Below are 25,236 nucleotides of genomic sequence, written 5' to 3'. Positions count from 1 at the left end.
GTACGGGAGGCTGCTCAGGAGCCGTCGGCGGAGCCGAGGGCGGGCGGGGTGGGCGCCCCACCCTCCACCACCGAGCCGAGGGTGCCCTCCCAGACCTTCGCCCACGTGCCGTCGGCCTGGATCTTCTTCAGCCAGTTGTTGACGAACTCCTTGAACTGCGCGTCCTCCTTGTTGAGGCCGATGCCGTACGACTCGGTGGTGAACGGCTCGCCCACCACCTTCATCCCCGGATTCGCCTTGGCGCCCGAGGCGAGCAGCGTGAAGTCCTGCACGTACGCGTCGCCGCGCTTCTGCAGCAGCGCCTGCAACGCCTGCGGGTCGGTGCCGAAGGCGATCTGCTTCGAGCCGGGCGCGGCGGAGGGCAGCGCGGTGACGGCGGGGGTGTTCGCCCCGACGATCACGGTCTTGCCGGCGAGGTCCTTGACGCTCTTGATCGAGGTGTCGTCCTTGCGGACACCGACGGCGAGGCCGGAGGTGAGGTACGGGCCGGCGAAGGCGACCTGGGTGGCCCGCTGCGGGGTGATCGTGTACGTCTGGAAGACAGCGTCGACCGACTTGGCCTGGAGCATGGCCTCCCGGGTCTGGGTGCCGATTGTCGTCGTCTTCACCTCGGGCTTGCCGATGATGTACTTCGCCAGCAACTTCGCCATGTCGGCGTCGAAGCCCTCGATGGTGCCGCTGACCGGGTTCTGCTGGGCGAGCAACGGCGCGTCCAGGGACCCGCCGATGTTCAGGTAACCGCGCTTGCGGATCGCGTCCATGGCCGAGCCCGCGGGGATGTCCGCGTCGGTGGCGACCGGTGCGGCGTCGTACACCGACTGGGCGATGACGCCGTCGCCGCCCAGGCCGGGGTTGCCGGGCAGCGTCGGAGCGCTGCCGCCGCTGTCGCCGCCGCAGCCGGCGGCGGCGAGGGCCACCGCCACCGCGGTGGCGGTGAGGGCGAGCGACCGCCGCCCGGTGAAGCTCATCTTGAGTATTGACATGACACCCTCCCGTTTGGGGGCTAGTGCTGGAGGATCTTGGATAGGAAGTCGCGGGCCCGCTCGGTCTGCGGAGCTGCGAAGAAGTCGTCGGGAGCGCCGGATTCGACGATCCGGCCGTCGTCCATGAAGACCACCCGGTCGGCGGCGCGACGGGCGAAACCCATCTCGTGGGTCACCACGATCATGGTCATCCCCTCGGCGGCCAGGGAGACCATCACGTCGAGCACCTCGTTGACCATTTCCGGGTCGAGGGCCGAGGTCGGCTCGTCGAAGAGCAGCACCTTCGGCTGCATCGCCAGGGCCCGGGCGATCGCGGCCCGCTGCTGCTGCCCGCCGGAGAGTTGGGCCGGGTGGTGGTTCGCCTTGTCGGCGATACCGACGCGCTCCAGCAGGGTCATCGCCTGCTGCCGCGCCTCTGGTCGAGGGATCCGGCGGACCCGGGTGGGGCCGAGGGTGATGTTGTCCAGCACCGTCTTGTGGCCGAAGAGGTTGAAGGACTGGAAGACCATGCCGACATCGGCGCGCAGCCGGGCCAGTGCGCGGCCCTCGGCGGGCAGCGGCTCGCCGTCGATCTCGATGCTGCCCTTCCCGGCGGTCTCCAGCCGGTTGAGGCAGCGGCACAGCGTCGACTTGCCGGAGCCGGAGGGCCCCACCACGACGACCACCTCGCCGGCGGCCACCGTGAGGTCGATGTCCTTGAGCACGTGCAGCGGACCGAACCACTTGTGCAGGCCCCGTACCGACACCATGGGTCGATCCGCACCCGTCGTCTCCGGTGCCACCAGGCGGCCTCACTTCCTTCGGCAACAAAACTAAGTCGACTTCATATCGAACCAACAGCGCCATCTAAAGGTAGCCAGCAAACTAAGTCAACCGGTTGCTTGAACAAACTCCGGGTGCTAAGAAGCTGACGTGACGATTGACGACGCGCCACGCGATGTCCTCCGGGGCGGCCCCCGGGAGCTACTGCGCTGGGTGGCCACCGGTGCCGCCGTCAGTCGGGCCGACCTGTCCCGCCTCTCCGGGCTCTCCCCGTCGACGGTTTCCCAGCGGGTCGAGGCGTTGATCAGCCAGGGGCTGCTGGAGGAAACCGGCGCGGGGCGGTCCCGGGGTGGGCGACGGCCCCGTCAGCTCGCCGTGCCCACCGGTGGTGCCGTGGTCGGCGCCATCGACCTCGGCGCGCATCACGCCCGCGTCGGCACGCTGGATCTCTCCGGTCGGGTGGTCCAGGCCCGCACCCTGCCGGTCCGCATCGAGGACGGCCCGGAGGCGGTGCTCGGCGCGCTGCTGGCCGAGGTCACCACGCTGGTGGGCAGCGATCCAGTGGCCACGTCCGGCGGCTCGGCGGCAGACGCGCTCCGCGGCGTCGGCATCGGGATTCCCGGTCCGGTGCAGCACTCCACCGGGCGGATCGTCAGCCCATCGCGGATGCCCGGCTGGAACGGCTTCGACGTCGCCGCGTTCTGCACCGGCCAGGTCGACGTGCCGGTCATCGTGGACAACGACGCCAACCTGATGGCGCTCGGCGCGCACCGGACCGCGCATTCCGAGTTGGACCACGCCGTCTACATCAAGGCCGGCACCGGGATCGGCTCCGGTGTGATCTCCAGTGGACGGTTGCACCGGGGCGCGCAGGGATCGGCCGGAGACATCAGCCACTGCCGGGTGGTGGCCGATCCCGCGCCACCGTGCACCTGCGGAAACGCCGGTTGCCTGGAGGCGGTCGCCAGCGGTGCCGCACTGGTCACCGCGCTCCGTGCTCAGGGCGTAGCGGTCTCCGACCTGACCGGTGTGATCCGCCTGATCGACGACGGTGACCGGCAGGCCACCGCCCTCGCCCGGCAGGCCGGCCGCGCCGTCGGCGAGATCCTGGCCGTGGTGGTCAACTTCTTCAACCCGCAGGTGGTGGCCATTGGTGGTCGGCTCGCCGACTGCGAGCCGCTGCTGGCCAGCATGCGGGCCACCCTCTACGAGCGGTGCCTCCCGCTGGCCACCCAGACCCTGCTCATCGAACGGGTCACCGCCGGTCAGGACGTCGGCATCACGGGTGCCGCCCACCTGGTGATCGATCACGTCGTAGCAGCCGCCTGATCTCGCTCAAACCGACTGCACTGGTCACCTAGGGTGATCCCCTTCGGTGTTTCATGCCGGATCTATACGCTTTTACGCGGCCACCGGCGCCGATCATCCTGACAATTTCCTTACAGGCAGTCACGTAGCCTTCCGGTGTTCCTTAGTGACCCGTGATCGCTACTGGAGGTTTCGACGTGCGGATCGACGGACGGCTGCTCGTGCCGATCTCGTTGGCGATGGCGCTGGCGACCGCCGCCTGTGGTCTGGCGTCCGCGCCGGCTTCCGGGGGCGCCGACACCCCGCGCTGGGGTTCGAGTGAGCCGCTGCTCAGCGATGCGCCGACCTCCAGCCCGACTCCGGAGATCCCGACCGACGCGGAGATTCCCACCAGGGCAGCCGGCACCTTCTCCACCGCCGCCGGCAACGGTCGCGTGATCGGTAAGGGCAAGAAGCGGGTGCGCTACAGCGTTTCGGTGGAGAAGGGCATCGCCTGGGGTGACATCCCGGCCTGGAAGCCGGACCGGTTCGCCGAGAGCATCGAGCAGGTGTTGGCGGCGCCGAACGGGTGGGCCGATTCGGCGCAGCACCCGGTCACCAACGAGGCGGTGAATCTGAGCCGGGCATCGTGGTCCTTCCAGCGGGTCAGCGCCGCACGTATCGACGTCGATGTCCGGCTCGCCACGCCGAGGACTGTGGACAGGCTGTGCGGTGCGAGCGGCGTTGACACCGAAGGGGTCTACTCCTGCAAGTACGGCAAGACCATCATGATCAATCTGCGGCGGTGGCTCCAGGGCTCGCCGGGCTACCCGGTCAGCATCGACGAGTACCACGCCGGCGTCATCAACCACGAGTTCGGCCACTTCCTCGGCTTCGCGCACATGAAGTGCGGCGCGCCGGGCAAGCCGGGTCCGGTCATGATGACCCAGACGATCGACCTGGGCGGGTGCCTGCCCAACGTCAGTCCGTTCACCGAAAACGGCACGTTCATCAGCGGTCCGTGGGCCGCGTCCTGAGCCGCCGCCCTCACCCTGCCCTCGGTCTTGGCCTCGCTCGGTGTGGGCGACAATGACGAGAAGATCGAACCCGGCCAAGTGAGGATCTCCGCTATGGGCAGCCAATCGGATGCAGGATCCGCGGCAGGTGTCGCCCGGCTCACCGATCAACTTCGGCGTTTCGCCGAGGAGCGCGAGTGGCAGCAGTTCCACACGCCGAAGAATCTGGCGATGGCGCTCTCCGGTGAGGTCGGCGAACTGCTGGCAGAGCTGCAGTGGCTTACGCCGGAGCAGGCTGCCCAGGTGATGGCAGACCCGCTGGCGGGCGCACGGGTGCGCGCCGAGATCGGCGACGTCATGATCTATCTCGTCCGGCTCGCCGACGTCCTCGACATCGACCTGGTGGAAGCGGCGATCGACAAACTGGCGGACTCAGCTCGACGCTACCCCGTGGAAAGTGCCAAGGGGTCCGCAGCGAAGGCGCCACGGTCGTAGCCGTTGGTTGATCTTCCCGTTAAAGTCGTGGCAGTAAGGCGGTCCGACGGGCTTCCGATGCACGGATATGCCCCCCATCCGCACGATCTCTTCGTGCTGCCCGGGGGCACCTGTCGATGTCGGCGTACCGCACGTCCGCTGCTGGTCTGTTGCGTCTCGCTAGCGATGCCACCCTGGTGGAGGTGCTGAACGAGAGGGCCCGCCACAGCGGTCATGGGGTGAGCCCCGCCGAGAAGCGGTCCTGGGCGCGTAGCCTCCCGGTGCTCGCGCAGGATCTCGCCGACGCGGGCTTGGCCGAGGTCGAGGTACTCGTCGAGTATCAACTTCCGTTGACCAGCCGACGCGTCGACGCGGTGCTGGCCGGTGTTGATCCACATACCGGAGATGACTCCTACCTCGTCGTCGAACTCAAACAGTGGTCCTATGCCACGGCCTTCGAGGATTCCGAAACGCTCGTCGCTGTTGAGCAGGTCCATGGTCCACGCCTGCATCCGGGTATTCAGGTAGAGGACTACTGTCGCTACCTCAACGACTTTCTGGGGGTGCTCGGCCGCGATCAGAAGCTGTTGAGGGGTGCCGCCTACCTGCACAACGCGGTGGATCGTGACGTTGCCGACCTGCTCGACCGAGCGTCCAGCGAGCAGAGCCGGGTCTTCACCGGGCAGCGTCGCGGGCAGTGGCTCGACTACCTGCGCAGCCAGTTCGCACCCGCTTCGGGAGCAGGCCCGGCGGACCGATTCCTGACCAGCACCGTGCGTCCCAGCCGGCATCTACTGAAGTACGCCGCCGCCGAGTTGAAGGAACGCTCGCACTTCACCCTGCTGGATGAGCAGCATGTGGCGTACGAGTTGGTCATGCGCGCCGTCGAGCGGGCTCGGACGGCGAACCACAAGCGTGCGGTGGTGGTGGCGGGCGGGCCGGGGAGCGGCAAGAGCGTCATTGCCCTCTCTGTCCTCGGAGAATTGGCCCGGCAGAACCGGTCGGTGCTGCACGCCACCGGCTCGCGGTCCTTCACCCAGACACTGCGTCGCTACGCCGGCAAAGGATCCCCCCGGCTGCAGAGCCTCTTCAAGTACTTCAACAGCTTCATGGACGCAGACCCGAACGACATCGAGGTGCTGATCTGCGACGAGGCGCACCGGGTACGGGAGACGTCGGTCAACCGCTACACACCCAAGGCCCGCCGGAACGTCGCCCGTCCGCAGTTGGAAGAGCTCATCTCGCTCGCCCGGGTGCCTGTTTTCCTGCTCGACGAGCATCAGGTGGTGAAGCCGGGTGAGCTGGGCAGTGTCGAGGTCATTTCCGCCTTCGCGGAGAAGCTAGGCGTGGAGGTCGACGTGGTCTCCCTGCACGACCAGTTCCGCTGCGGCGGCAGTGAGGCGTATGAGGAATGGGTTCTTGATCTGCTCGGCCTCGACGGCGGCGAGCCGTCCGTTTGGGCCGGCGACGGCCGGTTCGACGTGCGGGTCGCCGAGTCACCGGAGGAGATGGAGGCGTACCTAGCCGAGCGGCAGGGACCCAGCGGCACGGCCAGGATGTCGGCCGGCTACTGCTGGCCTTGGAGCGATCCGAGACCCGACGGCACTCTGGTGCCGGACGTGACAATCGGTGACTGGGCGCGACCGTGGAACGTCCGGAGCGAACGCAGTGTCGGCGAGGCGCCGGGGAGCGCGTTCTGGGCCACCGACCCGAACGGCTTCGGCCAGGTTGGCTGCGTCTACACGGCCCAGGGCTTCGAGTACGACTGGTCGGGGGTCATCATCGGCCCAGACCTGGTGGCGAGGGACGGCCGGCTGGTGACCCGCCGCGACGAGTCGAAGGACTCATCGATCCGCAGCCGTAAGTCCGTCGGCGACGCGGAAGTGGACCGTTTGATTCGTAACACCTACAAGGTGTTGCTGACCCGGGGCATGCGCGGCACGGTGCTGTACGCGACCGACCCGGAGACGCGGGATTACCTGCGCGATCTGGTGCGTGTCCGGCGGGCACCGGAGATCAGGCTCGAGGTCGACGCCGGGTAGCGGCAGCCACACGGCGTCGATACTGTGACCGTCAGTTCAGCGGATCGACGGGCTTCCGACGAAGGACACGCCCCCACCGCACGAGATCTTCGTGCCTCGGGGGCCTGTCAGTGCTGGCGTTCCAGACCACACCCAATCAAATTCTCGAGCTCGCCGAGGCGGGCAAGTTGGCAGGTCGGGTAGCCGCCCATCTGGCCGCCGCGGGCTTTCAGGTGAATGCCAGCGAGCGGACCTCCTGGGAGGAGAGTCTCCCTGCGTTGGCCGTTGAGCTATGTGCGGTGGGGCTCGGCGATCTCGACGCGCTCGTGGAGTGCCAACTCCCTCGCAGTAGCCGGCGGATCGATGTGATCCTCGCTGGCGCTGAGCGATCGTCGAACCGGCCGGTCTACGCCGTGGTGGAGCTCAAGCAGTGGAGTTGGGCGACCGTCTACGACGAGGCGGAGAACCTGGTGCGGGTCCCCGGAATGCGGGAGCCGCAGCCGCACCCCGCGCTGCAGGTGCAGACATACTGCTCCTACCTCGCCGACTTTCTGCCCGTGCTGTGGGAATGGCCGGAGTCGGTGCATGGTCTCGTGTTCCTGCACAACGCCGACCGTCAACAGATCCCTGACCTACCCACTCGCAGCCTCACCGCGCCGGCCGAACGGCGGATGGTCTTCACTAAGGACCGGACTGAGGATCTGCGCACCTACCTGCGCGAGCGGTTTGCGCCCTGGCGGTACAGGGCGGCGGCGGAACGGTTGCTGAACGCTTCCGCTCGGCCCAGTAATCAGCTTCTGGCTGTGGTGGCGGAAGAGGTGGCGAGTCGCCGTCATCTCGTGCTGTTGGACGAGCAGCGCACCGCTTACGAGCTGGTCATGCGGGGAGTCCGCTGGGCGGACCAGGGACGGCGCAAGCGGGTCGTGCTGGTCTCCGGCGGGCCGGGCAGCGGCAAGAGCGCCATCGCGCTCACGTTACTGGCCGACCTTGCTCGGGAGAAGCGTCCCGTCTCTCACGCCACCGGGTCCAAGGCGTTCAAAAAGACTGTGCAGGCATACGCCAGGAGGCAGCCCCGAGACCCGGAGCAGCGGACCGCCCCGGTGTTCAACTACTTCCTGGACTTCATGAAATCGCCGCCGGACAGTCTCGACGTGCTGATCTGCGATGAGGCGCACCGCATCCGCAACAGGTCAACCCGCCGCGGCGGGTTCAGCGGGAAGGTCCCGCAGGTTCACGAACTGATCGCGGTCGCCAAGGTTCCGGTGTTTCTGCTCGATGACAATCAGGTGGTTCGTCCGAACGAGGTGGGAAGCGTACGGATGATCCGCGAGGCGGCGGAGAGCTTGGACCTCGAGGTGGACTACATCCATCTCGGTGCGCAGTTTCGCTGCGGCGGCAGCCCCCGGTACGAGCGTTGGGTGATGCACCTGCTCGGGCTCACCGAAGGTGCCCCCTATCGCTGGCCGGCCGACGACGACTACCGCGTCGCGCTGGCCGCCTCACCGCAGCAGATGGAGGATCTGCTGCGACCACGCCACGTCGTCGGCCAATCGGCTCGGATCTCGGCCGGCTTCTGTTGGCCGTGGCACGAGCTGCCTCGCGGCGGCCAACTTGTTCCGGATGTCTCCATCAACGGGTGGCGGAGGCCGTGGAACGCGGCGGGCGACCACCCACCGAAGGGCATCCCGTCTGGCTCCTACTGGGCTACCGATCCACGGGGCTTCGACCAGATCGGCTGCATCTACACGGCGCAGGGTTTCGAATACGACTGGTCGGGTGTGATTCTGGGCGAGGATCTGGTGTTCCGTGACGGACGGTTGCGCACCGATCCGACGAAATCCGATGACAGCGCGATCATCAGGGACGGGCGAGTGTCAGCGGGAGCGGATCGGCTGATCCGCAACGCCTACAAGGTCCTTCTGACGCGGGGCATGCGCGGGACGCTGATCCATTCGGTGGACCCAGAGACGCAGGAGTTCCTCGCCGGCCTGGTGCCTCCACCCCGCACAACACGGGTGCAGACCGCGCCCGGCGTCGTGCAGGTCGCCGAGGGCAGTCCTCGGTCTCCCGTCCGAGAGGAGCAGCCCGCGCACAGGGCGCCGGGCAGCGCAGATGGCTAACTCGACGAGCCTTGAGCAACGGTGTCGGAATTCGGACTCTGCGAGGCGCGGGTGCCATGGCGTTACCGGCCAAGGACGAGCAGGTCGGCGGCCGGTGTGACCGTCAATGGGTCGAATGGGCCGCAAGGCCAGTCGATCCTGTCGCCATCTGGAGGACTGCGCACTGTCCGAAAGCGACGGTACCGTCCCCGGGACCGGAAACAGGGCATTCGTGGGGAGTGGTTGTCATGACTGCGCGGGCGCGGACGGTGGCGTATGCGTGAGGATTCGCCGCGCTGGGAGCAGATCAACTCGAGCGCGTTCCCACACGAGCAGGAAGGTCTGCGCGAGCTGGCGTCGTACCTGCCGGACGCCGAGCCGTACCACGTCTGGGCGAACGTGGAGTTTGTCGGCACCGACGGCTCGATCAACGAGGTCGACGCGCTGGTGCTCACCTCCAGCGGCCTCTATGTGTTGGAGCTGAAGCATTGGCAGGGCGTCATCGCCGGTGATGGCCAGCAGTGGCGTCGCCGGATGCCGGGCGGCAGCCGGCGGACGCTGGACAGCCCGCTCATCCTGGCCAACCGCAAGGCCAAGCGGCTGCGCAGTGTGCTACAGCAGTACGCCCCGCACGGATCCCGGGTCCCCTACGTCAACGCGGCGGTGTTCCTGCACGCGCGGAACATGCGCTCCGAGTTGGACGACATCGGCCGCCAGCACGTCTACGGGCTCGACGGCAACTCGTCCCAGCTGCCCGGTTTGAAGGAGATGCTGCTCGCCCGGCCGGTCGACTCCAGGCACCATGTCGACGCGGTGCGCGGGCGGCAGATCGTCGAGCTGGTCCGGGGCGCGCGGATCCGCCCCTCAGTTGCCGACCGCCGGGTCAACCAGTTGGTCCTGCACCAGCGGCCCTTCGCCGAGGGCCTCGGCTGGCAGGACTTTCTGGCCGACCACACCGTCGACACCTCCCTGCTGCGCCGCGTGCGGTTCTACCTGACCAGCCGGGCGACCGAGGAGGACGTGCCGGCGATCCGGCGGGCCGCCGAGCGGGAGTTCCGCCTGTTGCAGGGCATCCACCATCCGGGGATCGCCCGCGCGTTGGATCTGGTGGAGCATCCGTGGGGGCCCGCGGTCGTCTTCGATCACCGGCCGGAGTGGGTCCGCCTGGACCAGTGGTTGGGCGAACGGGACGGCAAGCTGCAACTGGCCCAACGACTCCAGCTCGCGCAGGATCTCGCCGAGATCGTCGATCACGCACACTCCCGGCGACTGTCACACCGTTCCCTGAGCCCTCGGGCGATCTATGTCTGCGACCCGGAGAGCGCCCGTCCGACCCTCTTGGTGACGGACTGGCAGACCGGCGGCCGGCTGCCGGGCACCCGACTCACCTCGCTCGGCTCCCCGACCGACCCGGCCAGCCTGGAGATCCTCTTCGACGACGCGGTTCGCCGCTACCAGGCGCCGGAGGCGGCCACCCTGGACGAGCTGCCGGGCCATCAGCTCGACATCTTCTCGCTGGGCGCGCTCGCCTACCGGATCTTCGCAGGGGCGGAACCGGCGACCTCGCCGGAGGAGCTGCTCGCGGCGGTCGCCGACGGCGGACTGCATCTCGACTCGGTCGCCGACGGCATGCCGTACGCGCTGGTGGAGGCCGTCTACGACGCCACCCGGGGCGACCCGGCGCTGCGGATGAAGCGGATCGGCGACTTCCGGGCCTGCATCGACCTGGTGTGGGAGGAGCTGACCTCCCCGGAGCCGGTGCCGGTGGTCGACCCGCTGCAGGCGCACCGCGGCGATGTGCTCGACGGCGGTCTGACGGTCCTCAGCAACCTCGGCAGCGGTGCCACAGCGATCGCCTTGCTGGTCAGCCGGGGCGGTCCGGAGGGCAGTCCCGACCTGGTGCTGAAGGTGGCGCGCGACGAGCAGTTCGCCGACCGCTTCGCCGCCGAGGCCCGTACGGTCGAGCAGTTGCGCGACTCCCGGGTGGCGGCCCTGGTCCAGGGCCCGATCAAGGTCGGTGGCCGGACGGCCCTGCTGTTGGAAAACGCCGGGCAGCGCACCCTGGCCGAGGATCTGCGCGGCGGCCGGCTGGCGCTGGACCTGCTGGAGCGCTACGGCCGCGATCTGCTGGAGATCATCGCCTTCCTGGATGGGCAGGGCGTGTGGCACCGCGACATCAAGCCGGCCAACCTGGCGTCGCGGCCCCGGCCGAAGGACAAGCAACCACACCTGTGCGTCTTCGATTTCTCGCTCGCCGCAGTGCCGGCCGATCAGCTGACCGCCGGCACCACCGCTTACCTGGACCCGTTCCTGGGGCCGCCGCGCCGGCTGCGGTTCGACGCCGCCGCCGAACGGTTCGCCGCTGCGGTGACCCTCTACGAGATGGCCACCGGCACCCTGCCGCGGTGGGGCGAGGGTGCCAACCCCGCGGCCATCTCCAGCGAGGTCACCCTCGATCCGGCCGCCTTCGACGTCTCCGTCGCGGACCGCCTGGTCGCCTTCTTCGCCAAGGCCCTGGCCCGGGACACGGCGAACCGCTTCGACACCCTCGACGAGATGACCGACGCCTGGCGGGCGGTCTTCCGGGAGATCCCGGAGCCGGCGGCGGGCACCGATGACATCGGCACCGTCGCGCCCGTGGACCGGATGTCGCCGCTGGAAGCCACCGAGCTGACCGCCCGTGCCCGGTCGGCGCTGGAACGGCTCGGCATCCTCACCGTCGGGGAGCTGTTGGACGCCGAGCCGTCGGCGTTGACCCGGGCCCGCGGGGTGCCGGATGCGACCCGCAAGGAGATCCTGGCCCGCACCCGTGAGCTGCGCGAGCTGCTCGGGTCGGACCCCGAGCCAATCCCGGCCCGGCCGCACGCCCAGGGCGTCGAGGCGCTCTGCGCCAGCCTGCTGCCGGCGGAGACCACTCGCAACGCGGGGCAGCGGGCCACGCTGCAGGTGCTGCTCGGGCAGACCGCCGTCGACGGCACCTTCCTGCGGTGGCCGTCGCAGGCCGAGGTGGCCCGGGCCACCGGCAAGCAGCAGCCGCAAATATCAAACCTGCTCAAGCGGGTGATCGGCCGGGACTGGCAACCGAACGCCGCGCTGGGCCTGGTTCGCGACGAGGTCGTCGCGCTGCTGGACGCTCGGGGCGGGGCCATGTCGGCCGAGGAGGTGGCCGAGGCGCTGATCGCGGCCCGTGGCTCGTACTCCGCCGAACCGCGGCGTACCGCCCAGGCCATCGGCCTGGTCCGCGCCGCCGTGGAGACCGAGTTGGCCCGGGGCGGCGACGCCCGGCTCGCCGAGCAGCGGCTGCGCGGCAGTCACCACGTACTCATCGGTCGGGAGCCGGACGACCCGGGCACTGTGCAGACGGCGGCGGACCTGCTCGGGTACGTGGTTCGGCTGGGTCGACGCGCGGTCGCGCTGGCCGGCGCGGACCCGCTGCCCACGCGGGCCCGGGCCGTCGAGGATTTGCGGGCGTTGGAGCCGCCGCCGACCGGTATGCCGGCACTCAGCGATGCCCGGCTGTTGCAACTCGCCGCTGCCGGCAGCGGTGGCGAGGCCGCCGTCAACGCGCAGGGCCAGCTCTACCCGGCGAAGATGCCCGCCGAGCGCGCGCTGCGACTCGCGGCGGGCGCGCTTGTCGGTCAGAGCCTCGACCCCGAGACGGTACGCGCCAGAGTCCGCACCCGATTTCCGCACGCCCTGCCCCTGCCGACCCGGCCGACGTTGGACGCGTTGCTCCGCGAGATTCCCCTGGTGTGGGATCCGGTGGCGGGCCGCTACACGCCGCCGGACCGCACCTCGTCGGTCACCGGCACCCGGGTGTTGAGCACGGTCGGGCCGCTGCTCGAACCCGACGCCGCAGCCCAGGCGACGGCCCGGCTGGCCGGGGTGATCGACCGAAGCGGTTTCGTGGTGCTTCTCGCCTCGATCCGACGGCTCGGCCGCGCCCGGCGAGCGCTGCTGGACCGGCTCGACCTGGTGGAGGTCGACGTCACCGCGATCCTGCTGCGGGAGTTGCGCACACTTGGCTTCCCGTGGGAGGCGATCGTCGCCGCCGACAACGGCTCACCGACCGACACGGACTTTCGTTCCCTGGTCGAGCTGGTGCGCCACGAGGTGGTCCCCGCGATCGAGCGGGCGCTCGCCGAAACCGACCGCCCGGTGCTGATCACCGAGGCCGCGCCGCTGGCCCGCTACCAGCAACTTCGGCTGATCCAGGAGTTGGCTGACCCGACCCGACCCCGCCCGGCCGCCCGCCTGCTGCTGGTGCCGGCCCGGCGCACCGAGCCGGTGCTGCTCGACGGGCAGCAACTGCCGCTGACCTCGCCGGCCAGCCAGTCGCTGTGGCTGCCCGAGGACTGGCCCCCCACCCCCGCCCTGGAGAGGACCACCCCCCGATGATCGCGCTGAAGGCGCTGCAAGGTCAGGTCACCGCCCTCGCCGACGACCTGCGCGACCAGGTCGCCCAGGACTCCGAGTTGGAGTCGTCGCTGCGCAAGGAGCACGCCCAGGCGACTGAGGCGCGGCGTACGGCGGGGACGTTCGAGACCTGGCTGGAGGATCTCCTCGACCAGGCGGCGGTGGCCTGGGTGCTCGGCTGCGTGTTCGTGCGCTTCTGCGAGGACAACGCGCTTGTCGAACCGCTGTGGATCGGCGGCCCGGAGCCGGCGGCGCCGGTCGATCGGGCGGTGCAGCACCGTCAGCAGTACCTGATCGACAACCCCCGGCACAACGACCGGGAGTGGCTGCGAGAGGCGTTCGGCTACCTGGCGACGCTCAAGGCCACTGGCAAGATCTTCGACGAGCACAACCCGGTGTGGCGGTTCGGCATCTCCGGTGAGGCGGCCGAGAAGCTGTCCGAGTTCTTCCGGCGCGGGCCGGGTCTGGTGTCGCTGCGGGTCGACGACCTCAACACCCGCTTCCTGGGCGACCTCTACCAGGATCTGTCGACCCACGCGAAGAAGACGTACGCGTTGCTCCAGACGCCGGACTTCGTCGAGGAGTTCATCCTCGACCGGACGTTCGAGCCGGCGGTTCGGGAGTTCGGCCTGCCGGCGACCTCGGTCATCGACCCGACGTGTGGGTCGGGGCACTTCCTGCTCGGTGCGTTCGGTCGCCTGGTGGGGAAGTGGCGGCAGCGGGAGCCTGCTACCGACATCCGGGTGCTGGTCGAGCGGGCGCTCGGGCAGGTCACCGGTGTGGACATCAACCCGTTCGCGGTGGCTATCGCCCGGTTCCGGCTGCTGATTGCCGCGATGAAGGTGTGCGGCCTGACGTCGCTGGAACGCACACCGGCTTGGCTAGTTCGGGTGGCTACGGGTGACTCTCTGCTGGACTGGGGCCGCAAGTCGCGGCACCAAGGGGATCTGTTGGCGGTGCTCGAAGGCCAGAGCGCCTTCTCCTACGCGACCGAGGACGCCGACGTACTCGCGGACTACCTGCGTAAGGGGCAGTACACGGTGGTGGTCGGCAATCCGCCCTATATCGCCGTCGGCGACTCGGCCCGCAGCGGGCTTTACCGGGAAATCTATCCAGACGTCTGCCATCGGCAGTACGGGTTGACAGTGCCGTTCGCCAAGCGCTTCTTCGAGCTGGCTAAGCGGTCGGACGAGCACGGCGACGGCGCGGGCCGCGTCGGCCAGATTACCGGTAACGGCTTCATGAAGCGGGAGTTCGGCAGGAAACTTATCGAGGACTACTTTGCGCAACGAGTTGAGTTGACCGAGATAATCGACACCTCCGGGGCATACATCCCCGGTCACGGGACCCCAACAGTCATACTGATTGGCCGCCCGAACGAACGCCGCCGAGGCGCGACGGTCCGTACCGTCCTTGGTGTTCGAGGTGAGCCGGGGCGGCCGGACAGCCCGCATTTAGGCCTGGTTTGGTCAGCTATCAAGCAGCAGATCGAGCTTCCAAATTCGGAGACGGAATGGGTCACGGTGCGTGACCAGGAGCGAAACCGACTCGCGCGGTTTCCTTGGAGCCTCTCCGGTGGCGGCGCACAAGAATTGGTAGATCGACTTGCGCGGCATGAAAGCCGTGTTCAGGGGTTAGTTTCCGCTATTGGGCGAGTGACTCATACGGGGTCTGACGACAGCTACTTCTCATCTCCTGGTACTTGGCGTAGGTTCGGGGTCGCACCCGCAGCTGTTGTGCCATTGGTCACTGGAGAAGCGATGCGCGACTGGGTAATGAATGCCGCCACGGAGTCGCTTTTCCCGTACGATATCAATCTTCGTGCAGCAATCGATGACCCGATGCTTGGGCGCATTCTTTGGCTCACTGCACGCGTGCTTGAACAGCGAAGAGAGCCAGGGGGTACTCATGCTGAAATCGGCCTCACATGGTATGAGTGGAGTCGCTGGCATCCGGAGCGCTTCGCGATCGCACTCGGAATCGGCATGGCTTTCGTGGCTACGCATAATCAATTTGTGCTGGATAGGGGTGGGAAAGTCTTTAAGCAAACCGCTCCGGTGATTAAGTTGAACAAGGGGGCGACGGAGGACGATCACCTGCGGCTGCTGGGGGTGCTGAACAGCTCGACCGCCTGCTTCTGGCTCAAGCAGGTCAGTTACCCGAAGGGCGGCGACCCGATTGGTGGCGACGGTGCCCGGGTGAGCGCAGAACAGTGGTCTGATCGCTACGAGTTCACCGGGACCAAGTTGCAGGAGTTTCCGCTGCCGGCGGCGTACCCGTTGGAGCGGGCGCGGCTGCTCGATTTGCTCGCGCAGCGGCTCGCCAGCCTGACACCGACGGCCGTCGGGGAGTCCGGCGTGCCGACGCGGAAGCGGCTGCGGGCGGCGCAGGTCGACTACGACACGACTCGGGCCCAGATGATCGCGGTGCAGGAGGAGTTGGACTGGGAGGTCTACCGGCTCTATGGGCTGCGTGACGAGGACCTGACCTGCGCCGAGCCGCCAGCACTGGCGCTGGGGGAGAGGGCGTTCGAAATCGTGCTGGCGCGGAAGATGGCCGCTGGTGAGGTGGAGACGCAGTGGTATGCGCGGCACGGATCGACGCCGATTATCGAGGTGCCGGCGCACTGGCCGAATGACTACCGGGCGTTGGTGCAGCGGCGGATCGAGGTCATCGAGTCGGATCGCAACATCGCGCTGATCGAGCGGCCGGAGTGCAAGCGGCGCTGGGCAACCGACGGCTGGGATGCCATGCAGACCAAGGCGCTGCGGGACTGGCTGCTCGACCGGTTGGAGTCGCCTGAGCTGTGGGGGGAACGGCCGATCCCGCAGTCGGTGGCGCAGCTTGCCGACCGGGTGCGCCACGACGAGGACTTCCGTTCGGTGCTCGAGCTGTGGGTCGGCCGTGACGACTACGACCTGACGAAGACGCTCGCCAAGCTGGTCGCCGACGAGCATGTGCCCTACCTGCCGGTTCACCGGTACAAGCCGTCCGGGCTGCGGAAGCGGGCGCAGTGGGAGCGCACCTGGGCGCAGCAGCGTCTGGAGGACGCGGGCGAGGACGTGCAGGTCGCGGTGCCGCCGAAGTACACGTCGGCGGACTTCGTGAAGCCGTCGTACTGGCGGGCGCGCGGCAAGCTCGACGTGCCGAAGGAGCGCTTCATCTCGTACCCGAAGGCGGGCCGCGATGGGGACGGCACGGAGCTGCTCGGCTGGGCCGGGTGGGACCACCTCGCCCAGGCCCAGGCGCTGGCGACCGTTTACCTGGACCGAAAGTTGCAGGCCGCATGGCCGGCGGACCGGCTGCTGCCGCTGCTTGCCGGCATCGTTGAGCTGGAGCCGTGGCTGCATCAGTGGTACGCCGATGAGCGCCCTGGTTTTCCCGGCTCGCCGGCCCAGTTCTTCAGCGACCTGGTCGATGCGGAGCTGTCGCAATTGGGAGTGGATCGCTCAAGTCTCGCTCGTGCGTGAGGGCCAGCCTGGACCAAGACTGTCATGTTGTCGCACCCGACGATGCTGGCAGACGAGACTCTCCAACTGGGAGTGTGGATTACGTGGAGATCGTCAGCGGCGTACCCCAACTGGTCCTGCAGCCGCGAGGTAGCACCAAGGACCGTGGGCCGCAGAACTACAAAAACTCGGTCGAACAGGGGATCCGCCTACGGGACGTTGCGGCGGAGCTTGGTCCCGACCTGGCGGCACTCAGGGCGCTCTACCCAGACGGGGTTGCTCGCCTCTGGGGTTCGACGCCGACGAACCAGGTGAACAACTACAAGGCGCGAGCGCTGCGCGACCGGCGGGTCGGCGATGACGTGCTCTTCTACGCCGACATGGCGTTCTGCGCGCGTGCCCGGATCCTGCACCTTCTTCACAACCCTGCTGCGGCCAAGCGGGTCTGGGGGGCAGACGACGACGGGCAGACCTGGGAGCACATGATGGCGCTCGGCGACGTCGAGCGCCTTGAGGAGCCCGTTCCGGCCGTTCCGATCCTGCGTCAGCTCGGGCTGGGCGTTCCGTTGCGGAGCCTCACCCTGGTCAGTGCCGCTGAGTACGCCACCATCCGGCCGCTGCTGGCCGCGGCAGGGGTCGCGCCCCGCCAACCGGCCGTCATCGCTCCTCCCAAGATGAGCCGCAAGCGGCTGTTCAAGGCGCTGGAACGAGTCGTCGATGCCTTTCATGGGCAGGACGCCGACCCGTCCGCGAGGCGCCTGCCTCTGACCGTGCTCTGGAATATCGGGCAGATCGCCTCCGCTGACGGTCACCCTGGGGCGCCACAGCACCTCAGGTCCGACCTTGAGTCAATCCTTCAGCGGTACGGCGGGACTGACGGCAGACCGGGCGAGACCGACCTATCCGGAAAGCTGCGTGACGGCGGGCTGTGGGAGATCGTCAGCGGCAGCGAACTCTGGGAAGTCGATCGTTCCGGCTTCCACGGAAGGCACGGCTCGGATCCCCGTGCCGTGGGTGCGGATGCCCCGTTAATTGGTTTCGCCTCAGCAGTGACGGCTCTGCTCGGTGATCCGGAGACTCGGGGCCGCGCGGTGGCCGTCCTGTCGTCTGCGCTGCCGATCGACATCGACAAGGCGGCGCTCCTGGCGGACGTGGGTCTTGCCGGCTACGACTCCGCATCGGGGGTGCTGGACGCAGAGGACACTGCCGGGTCCGAGGGAGATGGTCAGGGGCCGGCAAGGCGGAGGGCGGTAAGCGCAGATCGCATCATTCGCAACTCGGCCATCGTCGATAAGGTCAAGCGGCTCCATGGGCACCGTTGTCAGATCTGCGATACCCGGCTGGCGACTCGGTATGGCTACTACAGCGAGGCTGCCCACATCAGAGGGCTGGGCAGGCCTCACGAGGGCTCGGATCGCATGGACAATGTGCTCTGTCTCTGCCCGAACCACCACGTCCAGTTCGACGCCTTCGCCATCTACATCGACAGCAATCTCACGGTGCGATGGACCGTCAGTGGCGACAAGATTGGCAAGCTGCGGCTGCATTCGAAGCATCCGATCAACCCCGACAATCTTCGACATCATCGGCGGTTCTGCGGAAGGGGGGACTAGCTAGCGATGGTCGGTTTGCAAGCGGATCCATGCGAGCAACGCACGGCGGCGGGCAGGCGTTGTGCTAACAAGCATGCCCCGGCGTTTCCTGTCATCGCTGCTGCCCGCTTCTCAGGATCTTGAAGACAGGTTGACCGCCTCGGCGAGCAGGGCGTCCAGCTCGCCGTCCGACAGGTTCTCTTCGGTCAGGATCTTCTGCACCGTGGCTGCCTGGATACGACCGATCATGTCCTGATTGATTGAGTAGTCGACCGACGGATCGATGATCGACATGATGAGCGTCTCTGCGGCTTCGGCGTTGATCTCCGGCCCACCGCCGGCGAACCCCGCTCTGAGGTCGCCGACGAACGTGATGACCTCCGAACGCCCGGCGGTTTCGCCAAAGCGGCGATCGACGGCGAGGAAGAAGACTGCCGCGAGGAAGCGGGGAAGCCCGTCCCACCCCTCGGCGTCAAGCCTTGCCTCGACCGCGTCGTTGGCGGCGTGATCGCCACGCACCATGGTGCGGATGTACTCCGGCAACTCAGGCCTGATCATCATCGTCTCGCTTCCTCGATCGTCGAGCTTTGCCATGGTTCCATATGGCCTTTGCGGTCACCGCCAACGCGCCGGCCGCCATGACTACGGCGGTCACCGGGCTGTCGACCTGCGGCCGTTCGTGAGCCGGCGTGGATTGCGGGCTCGTCGTGCTGCTCGTGGCACCGTCCTGCTGTTGCTTGAAGAACTTGAAGACTTCTTTGGCGCTGGTCTCGGCGTTCTTCAGGTTGTCCTCGGTGCTGTCGGCCTTCTGGACCTGTTTCCGCCAAGCGATGTCGGCCCGTCGGCCACGCCTCTCGGCCTCAGTCACCAGACGTTCCCCGGACGGCGAAGCGGCATCATCTGGACCGGAGGATGCGGCGCCGGGGGCGATGGTGTTGATGTACCTGGTGACGTGGCGGGCGGCCTCGGCCAGGAGGCGGGCGTAGCGGCCGGCTTTGTCGCGGGCCACCTCGGCGTCCGCGACGGCTGCGCTCAACCGCTGGTCAGTGCTGCCCCGCTGGACCCCAACCAGGTGTGCCAGGGCCTGCTCGGCATCCGTTTGGGCTCGCAGCGCCGTGACGGCGGCGGCATCAAGCGTTCCGCGTACGGCGAGAAGCTGCGCGACCAGCGCAGCGATGCTGGCGCTCATCCGAGCCGGGTGAGGTAGTCGGCTGCGTGTTTGACGGTGTTGTCGAAGCGGCGGCGGCTGGGTTCCACCTCTGCACCCGCAGCGGCCAGCGCGTTACGGACTGCCGTCACGTCCTCGTTTTGACTCCCGCGCAGGACGGCGTCCGCCATTCGGGTGGCCGTCTCCGCGTCGGAAGCTGCCTGGTCGAACACCCGCCGTCCCTGGCGGGCGGCTTCGATGGCGGCGCGCAGGGACGCCTTGACCTCGCCAACGCTCATCGGGTGGGTCGGCGTTCAGCCGAGGACGCTGATGTAGCGGCGTGCCGCCTCCGAGCTGCCCTGCACCAGGGCCATGGCTTCGGCCAGGCGTTGCTTGCTTTGCTCGCCGCGAGCGATGGCTTCGGCGATCGTCGGGTGCCCGGTGCCGGCGGAGATGGCGCGCAGTCGGGTCAGCATCTGTTCGGTGTTCTCGGCGGCGGCCCGGATCTGGCTGATCGTGGCGTTGCCCTGCTCGGCGGCCTGCATCAGCGCTGCCTTGACTTCCTCGATGCTGGCCATGCCGCCCTCCGTCTGACGATCGCGCAACGAGTTCACGTTTGCGTGGTCGGACGGACACTATCGGAGATGAAGGGCGCACGCAGCCCTGCTGGTTAGAGGTACTCGGCGGCCATGCGCTCCACGTCGGCGATGAACTCTTCGAGCTGCGTCTCGGTGAAGTCGCGGTCTTGGAGCAGCTTGCCGAGGATCACGATCTGCATCTGGAGGGCGATCTCGGGGCTGAGATTGTCGATCAGCCCGACCTCACCGAGGGCCGCGCGGACGAGCCCTTCCATCTCCAGGGTGGGCAGCGACTCCAGGCCGGAAAACTGGGCGCGTGTGTCGGCGACGAAGCGGGCGACGTCGGTGGGGGAGTGGGTGATGCCGAACCGGTCGTTGATCGCGATGGCGAAAGCGGTGCCGATAACCTGGTTGCCGCCCTGCCACCCAGAGGCTTCCAACCCGCTTAGCAGTTGGTCCACCGTGCCCCAGTCACGCCGCGCCATCGCGCGGATCAGGTCGCCGAAGTCGTTCCGCACGCTCACAATCTCGTGACCCCTCTGCGCCCTTACGGGACGACTGAACGGAGCGCTGGTGGGGATGCCCGCGCCAGCGAATGCAGGCCCGCACCGGGTGGATGTCCCAGGAGACCCCGAGACACCCACCGAGTCCTCAGCGGGAAGTGCGGGCCGAGCGCACGAAGCTGGCCCAGGCGTTGGGGGTGAAGGTGAGGGCCGGGCCGAGGGGGTCCTTGCTGTCGCGGACGCCGACGATGCCGGGCAGGTTGTCGGCAACCTCGACGCACTCGCCGCCGTTGCCTGCGCTGCGGGTGCTCTTGCGCCAGGAAGCGCCCGTCAGGTCAACCATGGTGAACCTCCCCGATGATCTTGTTGATCAGTTGGAACGATTGTCCCTCATCAAGAGCGAGCGACAGCAGGCTCGACCAGACCTTCTCATAGGTCGCGAACTCATTGGGACGGTCGAGGTAGAGAGCGCCAGTGATCGCCTCGCTGTAGACCAACGGCGGCTCAGGCGTGCTTCGGTTGCCGAGCGGAAAATTAAGGAGCACGAACTCGCCAGCAACGGTCCCGTGGTGGGGCCCCGCGATCAGGGGTAACACGCGAATCGCGATGTTAGGTAGGCGGGTCAGCCGTAGCAGGTTGTGGAGTTGATCCGCCATGGTCTCGGAACCGCCTACCGGACGGAGGAGCACCGATTCGCAGAGCACCACCTGCACCTGCGGCGCTCGTGGCAGGCGGCGAGTCAGCAGGGATTGCCGCTGCAGGCGAAGCTCGACCGCCCGCTCCCGGTCGTCCTCGCTCATATCGGGCTGATCGATGCGGTAGATGCCTCGAGCGTAGTCGCGACTCTGCAGAATGCCCGGCACGAGAGTGTTCTTGTAGAACCGGAGTTTCGACGCGGCGGATTCGAGGCCGACGTACAGCTCGAACCATTCGGGGACTGCGTCGCCGTACGCGTGCCACCAGCCCTTGGCCCTGGTCTCGCCGGCCAGGGAGGTCAGCGCCCGGGTCAACTCGCCCGTCGCCCCGTACAGCTCGCACATCGCCCGGACGTCGACGCCGCGCACCGAGCCGAGCCCGCTCTCGATCCGCCACACCTTCTGCCGGCTGCACTCCAGCGCCTCGGCGACGGCGTCCAGGGTCGCCCCCGCCTCGGTGCGCAGGTCGCGTAGCGCCCTGCCGAGCTGCCGTCGGGGCACCGTCGAGCCCATGTCGTCGGTCACGCGGCTCTCCTTCCTGTTGAATTTTGCAACATCCCGACGGCCGCTCTGCAACAGGGGAATGTTGCCCACAAATAATGGAACAGTGTGAGTCCACATTCATTGCGATAGTGCCTCTGACCTTACAAGATGGGTCCGACAAAGGCGATGACCGCGCAATTCCCGTCTGCCGCCGATTGTTCAAATAACCCGTCACTGAGGAGAAGGTATGTGTGCGTTTCTTCGAGCCGAGCCGGCGGCCGTCCAATGAGCGCCCGCTGGGTGGCACACCTGCCGTTCACCGCCGCCGATCTGCCGGCCGCCCAGCACTTCGCCGGCACCCTGGCCCGCTCCCTGACCTTCCTCGCCGAAGTGGACGCGGGCGAGACCACGGTGTCCGCCGAGGACGCGCAGGGCGTACGCCATCGGGTCTTCTGCGACCTTCTGCTCGACGGCGGCCGGCGGTGCGTGCGGAGGGTGGAGCACGACGGTGACTGCGCGCCCCGGCGGTGTCGGTGACCGCCGCGCCCGTCGTCGTCTGCCCGGAGTGCGACGGAATGACCTTCACGCTGGAACCGTGCCGGTGCACCACCTACGGCGACCGGTTCCTCGCCGACGCCGACGCCGACGTGCTCGGGCCGCGCCGGGAGGCGTACCGGAGCTGTGAGCAGTGTCGCGGTGCGGGCAGCATCACGTACCCCTGTTATCGCTGCGGGCGGCGCGGCCAGCGGCGAGCGCAGCTCGTGGTCACCGTCGCCAACCTGGACACCGGCGCGGTCGCGTCCCACCAGGTCGTGCCCGGCGGCCTCGACCCCCACCGCGACCCGGCGGGTGCATGGGTGGTCGACCTCACCGATCGGGTACGCGAACTCGCCGCCACCGTCGGCGCGGTCCTGAGCGAGGCCGACGTGCCTTCGCTGTGGCTGGACCGGCAGTGGCGACCCGACCTGCCCGCAGCGCAGCGGCAGGAGTTGGAGGCCCACGCCATCCTGCGGGCCGATCACGCCCCCTGGCGGCTGGTGCTGGGCCGATCCACCGCCCCGGCGGCTGTCGAATCGGCCGCACGGCTGGCCCGGCTGTGCGCGCTGGCCGACCTGCTGCTGCTCGACCTTGTCGTCGAGGCCCGTCGGCAGGGCGCGGGGTTCTGCTGGGCCATCCGGTACGAGGTGCCCGGCTCCCCGGTGCCGCTCGGACCGCTCGGCTGGTGCCGGGACCTGTCGGAGGTGTTGGCCTGCACCGAGGTTGCCAAGGCGCTCAGTGGCCTTGCCAAGCGCGGCCTTGCCGCTCCCGCCCGGCTGCTGCGCCCCGACTCGCCGCGCCCACCCGCCGCCCCTGCCGTGGACGTCGACCAGCTCGAACGACGCGTCCTCGCCGACAGCGTCGACCCTGTCCACGGCGACGAACTGCCCGGTGCGCAGGCCCTCTGGCGCGACGGCCGCTGGTGGCACACCACGCTGCGAGCCGGTGAGCCGGCGGAGATCCTCGTGGAGCAGCCCACCGGCCAGGTGGTCCGGCATGTGCAGGTGCCGTTGAGTCGTGGCTACGAGCCACCCGAAGCGTCCTGGTTGGGCGAGCTGGTCGACTGGCGACCCTGCCCGGACTGCCGGCCCGGAAGCCGGCTACGTGCCTGCGACTGCCGGCTCGGCGGTCGCCCGGCCGACCCGGAGTGCCCGCACTGCTGGGGTGCCGGCCTGCGCCCATCGGCGCTGCACTGCTTCACCTGCGGCGACACCCACCGCCTGCACCGGGCCCTGTCGGTCACTGTCACCGACCTGCGGCACCGGGTGGTGCACCTGGCCTGGCAGGCCGGCACACCCGAGGTCGCGCCGCTGGTCGCCACCCAACCCAACGGCCGGCCCGTCGTGCAGCTCCCGGACCGCTACCGGCTCGGCTCCTGGGCCGCCGTCCTCGGCGCGCGACCGGACGACCTCCGCGACGCCGACGGCGGGCACGACCTCGACCGGGACCTGCGCGACGGGTACGTAACCCTGCCCTGGGTCGGCTCCGACCCGGTGGGTGAGCACGTGCACGCTGCCGGGCGAGGCACCACAGCCGGCCGGCTGATCGTGGTGGCGACGCCTCCCGACGCGCCGCCGCTGGTCGAGCTGCTGCGGCTCGCCCTCGGCCTCGACCTGGCCCTCGTGGTGGCAGTCTGCGACCTGCGGCACAACGCCGGCGACCCGCTGCTGGCCGACGGCCTGCGCTGGTCCGTCGAGACGAAGCCCCGCGACGCAGCCGTGAGCCCCGACGACCTGCCCTACCGGCCGAGCCTGGCCGCCGCCCTCGCCTGGTGCCGGGAGTGCCTGACCGACGCCGTCGCCAGTGCCGCCCCCACCGACCCGGCGACACCGATCCCGATGCCGTGGTCGGGGTCGCGCGATCTCGTCGCCGACCCCGAGCCGGACCTCTTGCGGCTCGCCTCCCGGCACGCGGGTCAGGCGGTCACCGTGCGCTTCACCCGCGCCGGCTGCGCAGTGCACCGCCACGACGACGACGGCGTACGACTCCTCGCCGAAGCCCCCGACCTGCGCGATCTTCGGTTGACCTGAGGGCTGAGGGAACATATGTTCGATCATGTGGGGCGATCTGAGGTGCGCCGGGCTTCTCTGCCGGCTCCGCGTGGCCGGTGGGCCGGGCGGCCGGGAGTTGCCTCTACGATCAGGGGCATGGACCGGGTGACGGTGGAGCGGGCTGCGCTGATCGCGCTGCTGCGGCAGCCAGACCTCGGCTGGTCTGATGCCGTGCACGGCATTCAAGAGGTCGGCACCGCGCTGGCAGTCCTGCGCCGGGTCGTCGGGCAGACCGACACGCTCTTTCCCGACACCCGCTCTGTCGACTCGCTGATCGAGGCTGCGGCCGGCGACCTCGCGGGCTGGCGGGCCGAGGGCATCACAGTGCGGGCCTTCTTCGACGACGACTACCCCGCCCAGCTGCGTGACATCCGCGAGATGCCGCCAGTGCTCTTCGCCAGAGGTGAGTCGCGCCCCGACGCTCGGGCCATCGCGGTTGTCGGCAGCCGTGAAGCGAGCGATCGAGGAGTCGAGATCGCCAGCTCAGTATCAGAGTCGCTGGCCCGCCGTGGTGTGACGGTGGTCAGCGGTCTGGCGAAGGGGATCGACACCGCAGCCCACCAGGCGGCACTCGCGGCAGGGGGCCGCACCGTCGCGGTCATCGGCACCGGCATTCGTCACCACTACCCGACGGTCAACCGTGCCCTCCAGGAGCACATCGCAGAGGTCGGGTTGGTGCTCAGCCAGTTCTGGCCCGATGCCGCCCCGACGAAGCAGAGCTTCCCGATGCGAAACGCGGTGATGAGCGGCTACGCCGCCGCCACCGTGGTCATCGAAGCCAGCGAACGCAGTGGAGCCCGGATCCAGGCGCGGCTCGCTCTACAACACGGCCGGCCCGTGGTGCTCACCAGTCAGGTGATGCGGCATGACTGGGCACGCGCCTTCGCTGAGCGGCCCGGCGTCCACGTAGCGCACGGCACCATGGACTTGGTGGAGGCGGTCGACGCCATTCTCGACCGTTCACCGGCTGCGGCGGAGTTGGAGGGCTTCCCTGATTTCGCCAGCCTCTGACCCGTGGGCCAGGGTCCGGGAGTACGTCGAGACCCAGCGGAACTTCCTTCGAAATCCCCTGCCAGTCCTGCCCTGGATTTGCCCGACGTGTCGCGGTGTCCGCACTCCCGGGTTCGACTACTGCTACCCCTG

General features: G+C 68.6%; 20 protein-coding genes. 11 read left to right on the top strand and 9 right to left on the bottom strand.

Features of this window, described 5'->3' with window-relative positions; translation table 11 throughout:
- Window positions 1-14 precede the first annotated feature (14 nt).
- Together ACPXBU_RS26565 and ACPXBU_RS26560 are read right to left on the bottom strand one after the other, a co-directional pair.
- Window positions 15-983 (bottom strand): glutamate ABC transporter substrate-binding protein, encoded by a 969-nt coding sequence (locus ACPXBU_RS26565; RefSeq protein WP_425760136.1) that lies wholly within the window; start codon window positions 981-983, stop codon window positions 15-17.
- A 20-nt stretch (window positions 984-1,003) separates the two neighbouring features.
- Window positions 1,004-1,732, bottom strand: coding sequence for an amino acid ABC transporter ATP-binding protein (locus ACPXBU_RS26560; RefSeq protein ID WP_425760135.1), 729 nt, complete (start codon window positions 1,730-1,732; stop codon window positions 1,004-1,006).
- Between the two features lie 163 nt (window positions 1,733-1,895).
- On the opposite strand from ACPXBU_RS26560, the gene ACPXBU_RS26555 reads away from it, so the two are divergent.
- From ACPXBU_RS26555 to ACPXBU_RS26520, 8 genes are all read left to right on the top strand, one after another.
- Window positions 1,896-3,074: an ROK family transcriptional regulator gene (locus ACPXBU_RS26555; protein WP_425760133.1), complete on the top strand. Its 1,179-nt coding sequence runs from the start codon at window positions 1,896-1,898 to the stop codon at window positions 3,072-3,074.
- Between the two features lie 176 nt (window positions 3,075-3,250).
- Entirely contained in the window at window positions 3,251-4,069 is an 819-nt protein-coding gene (locus ACPXBU_RS26550; protein WP_425760132.1) for a DUF3152 domain-containing protein, read from the top strand.
- A gap of 42 nt (window positions 4,070-4,111) precedes the next feature.
- A complete protein-coding gene (locus ACPXBU_RS26545; RefSeq protein WP_425760131.1) occupies window positions 4,112-4,543 on the top strand; it encodes a nucleotide pyrophosphohydrolase in 432 nt (143 codons plus the stop codon).
- A gap of 260 nt (window positions 4,544-4,803) precedes the next feature.
- Window positions 4,804-6,564 (top strand): DNA/RNA helicase domain-containing protein, encoded by a 1,761-nt coding sequence (locus tag ACPXBU_RS26540; protein WP_425760130.1) that lies wholly within the window; start codon window positions 4,804-4,806, stop codon window positions 6,562-6,564.
- Window positions 6,565-6,674: 110 nt separating this feature from the next.
- Window positions 6,675-8,663 (top strand): DNA/RNA helicase domain-containing protein, encoded by a 1,989-nt coding sequence (locus ACPXBU_RS26535; protein ID WP_425760129.1) that lies wholly within the window; start codon window positions 6,675-6,677, stop codon window positions 8,661-8,663.
- Between the two features lie 255 nt (window positions 8,664-8,918).
- Window positions 8,919-13,040: a BREX system serine/threonine kinase PglW gene (pglW, locus tag ACPXBU_RS26530; RefSeq protein ID WP_425760128.1), complete on the top strand. Its 4,122-nt coding sequence runs from the start codon at window positions 8,919-8,921 to the stop codon at window positions 13,038-13,040.
- Complete coding sequence (gene pglX, locus ACPXBU_RS26525; RefSeq protein ID WP_425760127.1) at window positions 13,037-16,528, top strand: BREX-2 system adenine-specific DNA-methyltransferase PglX; 3,492 nt, start codon at window positions 13,037-13,039, stop codon at window positions 16,526-16,528. The genes pglW and pglX overlap by 4 nt, the downstream gene beginning before the upstream one ends.
- Window positions 16,529-16,611: 83 nt before the next feature.
- On the top strand, window positions 16,612-18,120 hold the full coding sequence (locus tag ACPXBU_RS26520) for an HNH endonuclease (RefSeq protein ID WP_425760126.1): 1,509 nt from the start codon (window positions 16,612-16,614) through the stop codon (window positions 18,118-18,120).
- A gap of 111 nt (window positions 18,121-18,231) precedes the next feature.
- On the opposite strand, the gene ACPXBU_RS26515 is transcribed toward ACPXBU_RS26520, so the two are convergent.
- The 7 genes from ACPXBU_RS26515 to ACPXBU_RS26485 form a co-directional block, all read right to left on the bottom strand.
- Window positions 18,232-18,693 carry a hypothetical protein gene (locus ACPXBU_RS26515; RefSeq protein WP_425760124.1) on the bottom strand — a complete coding sequence of 154 codons (462 nt, stop codon included), beginning with the start codon at window positions 18,691-18,693 and terminating at the stop codon, window positions 18,232-18,234.
- A complete protein-coding gene (locus tag ACPXBU_RS26510; protein WP_425760122.1) occupies window positions 18,644-19,288 on the bottom strand; it encodes a hypothetical protein in 645 nt (214 codons plus the stop codon). Before ACPXBU_RS26510 ends, ACPXBU_RS26515 begins: the two co-directional genes overlap by 50 nt.
- Window positions 19,285-19,545 (bottom strand): hypothetical protein, encoded by a 261-nt coding sequence (locus ACPXBU_RS26505; RefSeq protein ID WP_425760121.1) that lies wholly within the window; start codon window positions 19,543-19,545, stop codon window positions 19,285-19,287. The genes ACPXBU_RS26510 and ACPXBU_RS26505 overlap by 4 nt, the downstream gene beginning before the upstream one ends.
- Before the next feature lie 15 nt (window positions 19,546-19,560).
- Complete coding sequence (locus ACPXBU_RS26500; RefSeq protein ID WP_393238181.1) at window positions 19,561-19,824, bottom strand: hypothetical protein; 264 nt, start codon at window positions 19,822-19,824, stop codon at window positions 19,561-19,563.
- Window positions 19,825-19,916: 92 nt separating this feature from the next.
- Window positions 19,917-20,342, bottom strand: coding sequence for a hypothetical protein (locus ACPXBU_RS26495; protein WP_425760120.1), 426 nt, complete (start codon window positions 20,340-20,342; stop codon window positions 19,917-19,919).
- A 133-nt stretch (window positions 20,343-20,475) separates the two neighbouring features.
- Window positions 20,476-20,670, bottom strand: a complete 195-nt coding sequence (locus tag ACPXBU_RS26490; RefSeq protein WP_425760119.1) for a DUF397 domain-containing protein — start codon at window positions 20,668-20,670, stop codon at window positions 20,476-20,478.
- Window positions 20,663-21,547, bottom strand: a complete 885-nt coding sequence (locus ACPXBU_RS26485) for a helix-turn-helix domain-containing protein (RefSeq protein WP_425760118.1) — start codon at window positions 21,545-21,547, stop codon at window positions 20,663-20,665. The genes ACPXBU_RS26490 and ACPXBU_RS26485 overlap by 8 nt, the downstream gene beginning before the upstream one ends.
- 243 nt (window positions 21,548-21,790) lie before the next feature.
- Here ACPXBU_RS26485 and ACPXBU_RS26480 point away from each other — a divergent pair, with 243 nt between their 5' ends.
- From ACPXBU_RS26480 to ACPXBU_RS26470, 3 genes are all read left to right on the top strand, one after another.
- A complete protein-coding gene (locus tag ACPXBU_RS26480) occupies window positions 21,791-22,042 on the top strand; it encodes a hypothetical protein (protein WP_425760117.1) in 252 nt (83 codons plus the stop codon).
- Window positions 22,039-24,072, top strand: a complete 2,034-nt coding sequence (locus ACPXBU_RS26475; RefSeq protein ID WP_425760116.1) for a hypothetical protein — start codon at window positions 22,039-22,041, stop codon at window positions 24,070-24,072. Before ACPXBU_RS26480 ends, ACPXBU_RS26475 begins: the two co-directional genes overlap by 4 nt.
- 117 nt (window positions 24,073-24,189) lie before the next feature.
- A complete protein-coding gene (locus ACPXBU_RS26470; RefSeq protein WP_425760115.1) occupies window positions 24,190-25,104 on the top strand; it encodes a DNA-processing protein DprA in 915 nt (304 codons plus the stop codon).
- Window positions 25,105-25,236: the final 132 nt, after the last annotated feature.

Origin of the sequence: Micromonospora sp. DT231 (assembly GCF_049847025.1) — a bacterium.
Taxonomy (GTDB): Bacteria; Actinomycetota; Actinomycetes; order Mycobacteriales; family Micromonosporaceae; genus Micromonospora.
This window is presented reverse-complemented; position numbering and strand designations above follow the sequence as displayed.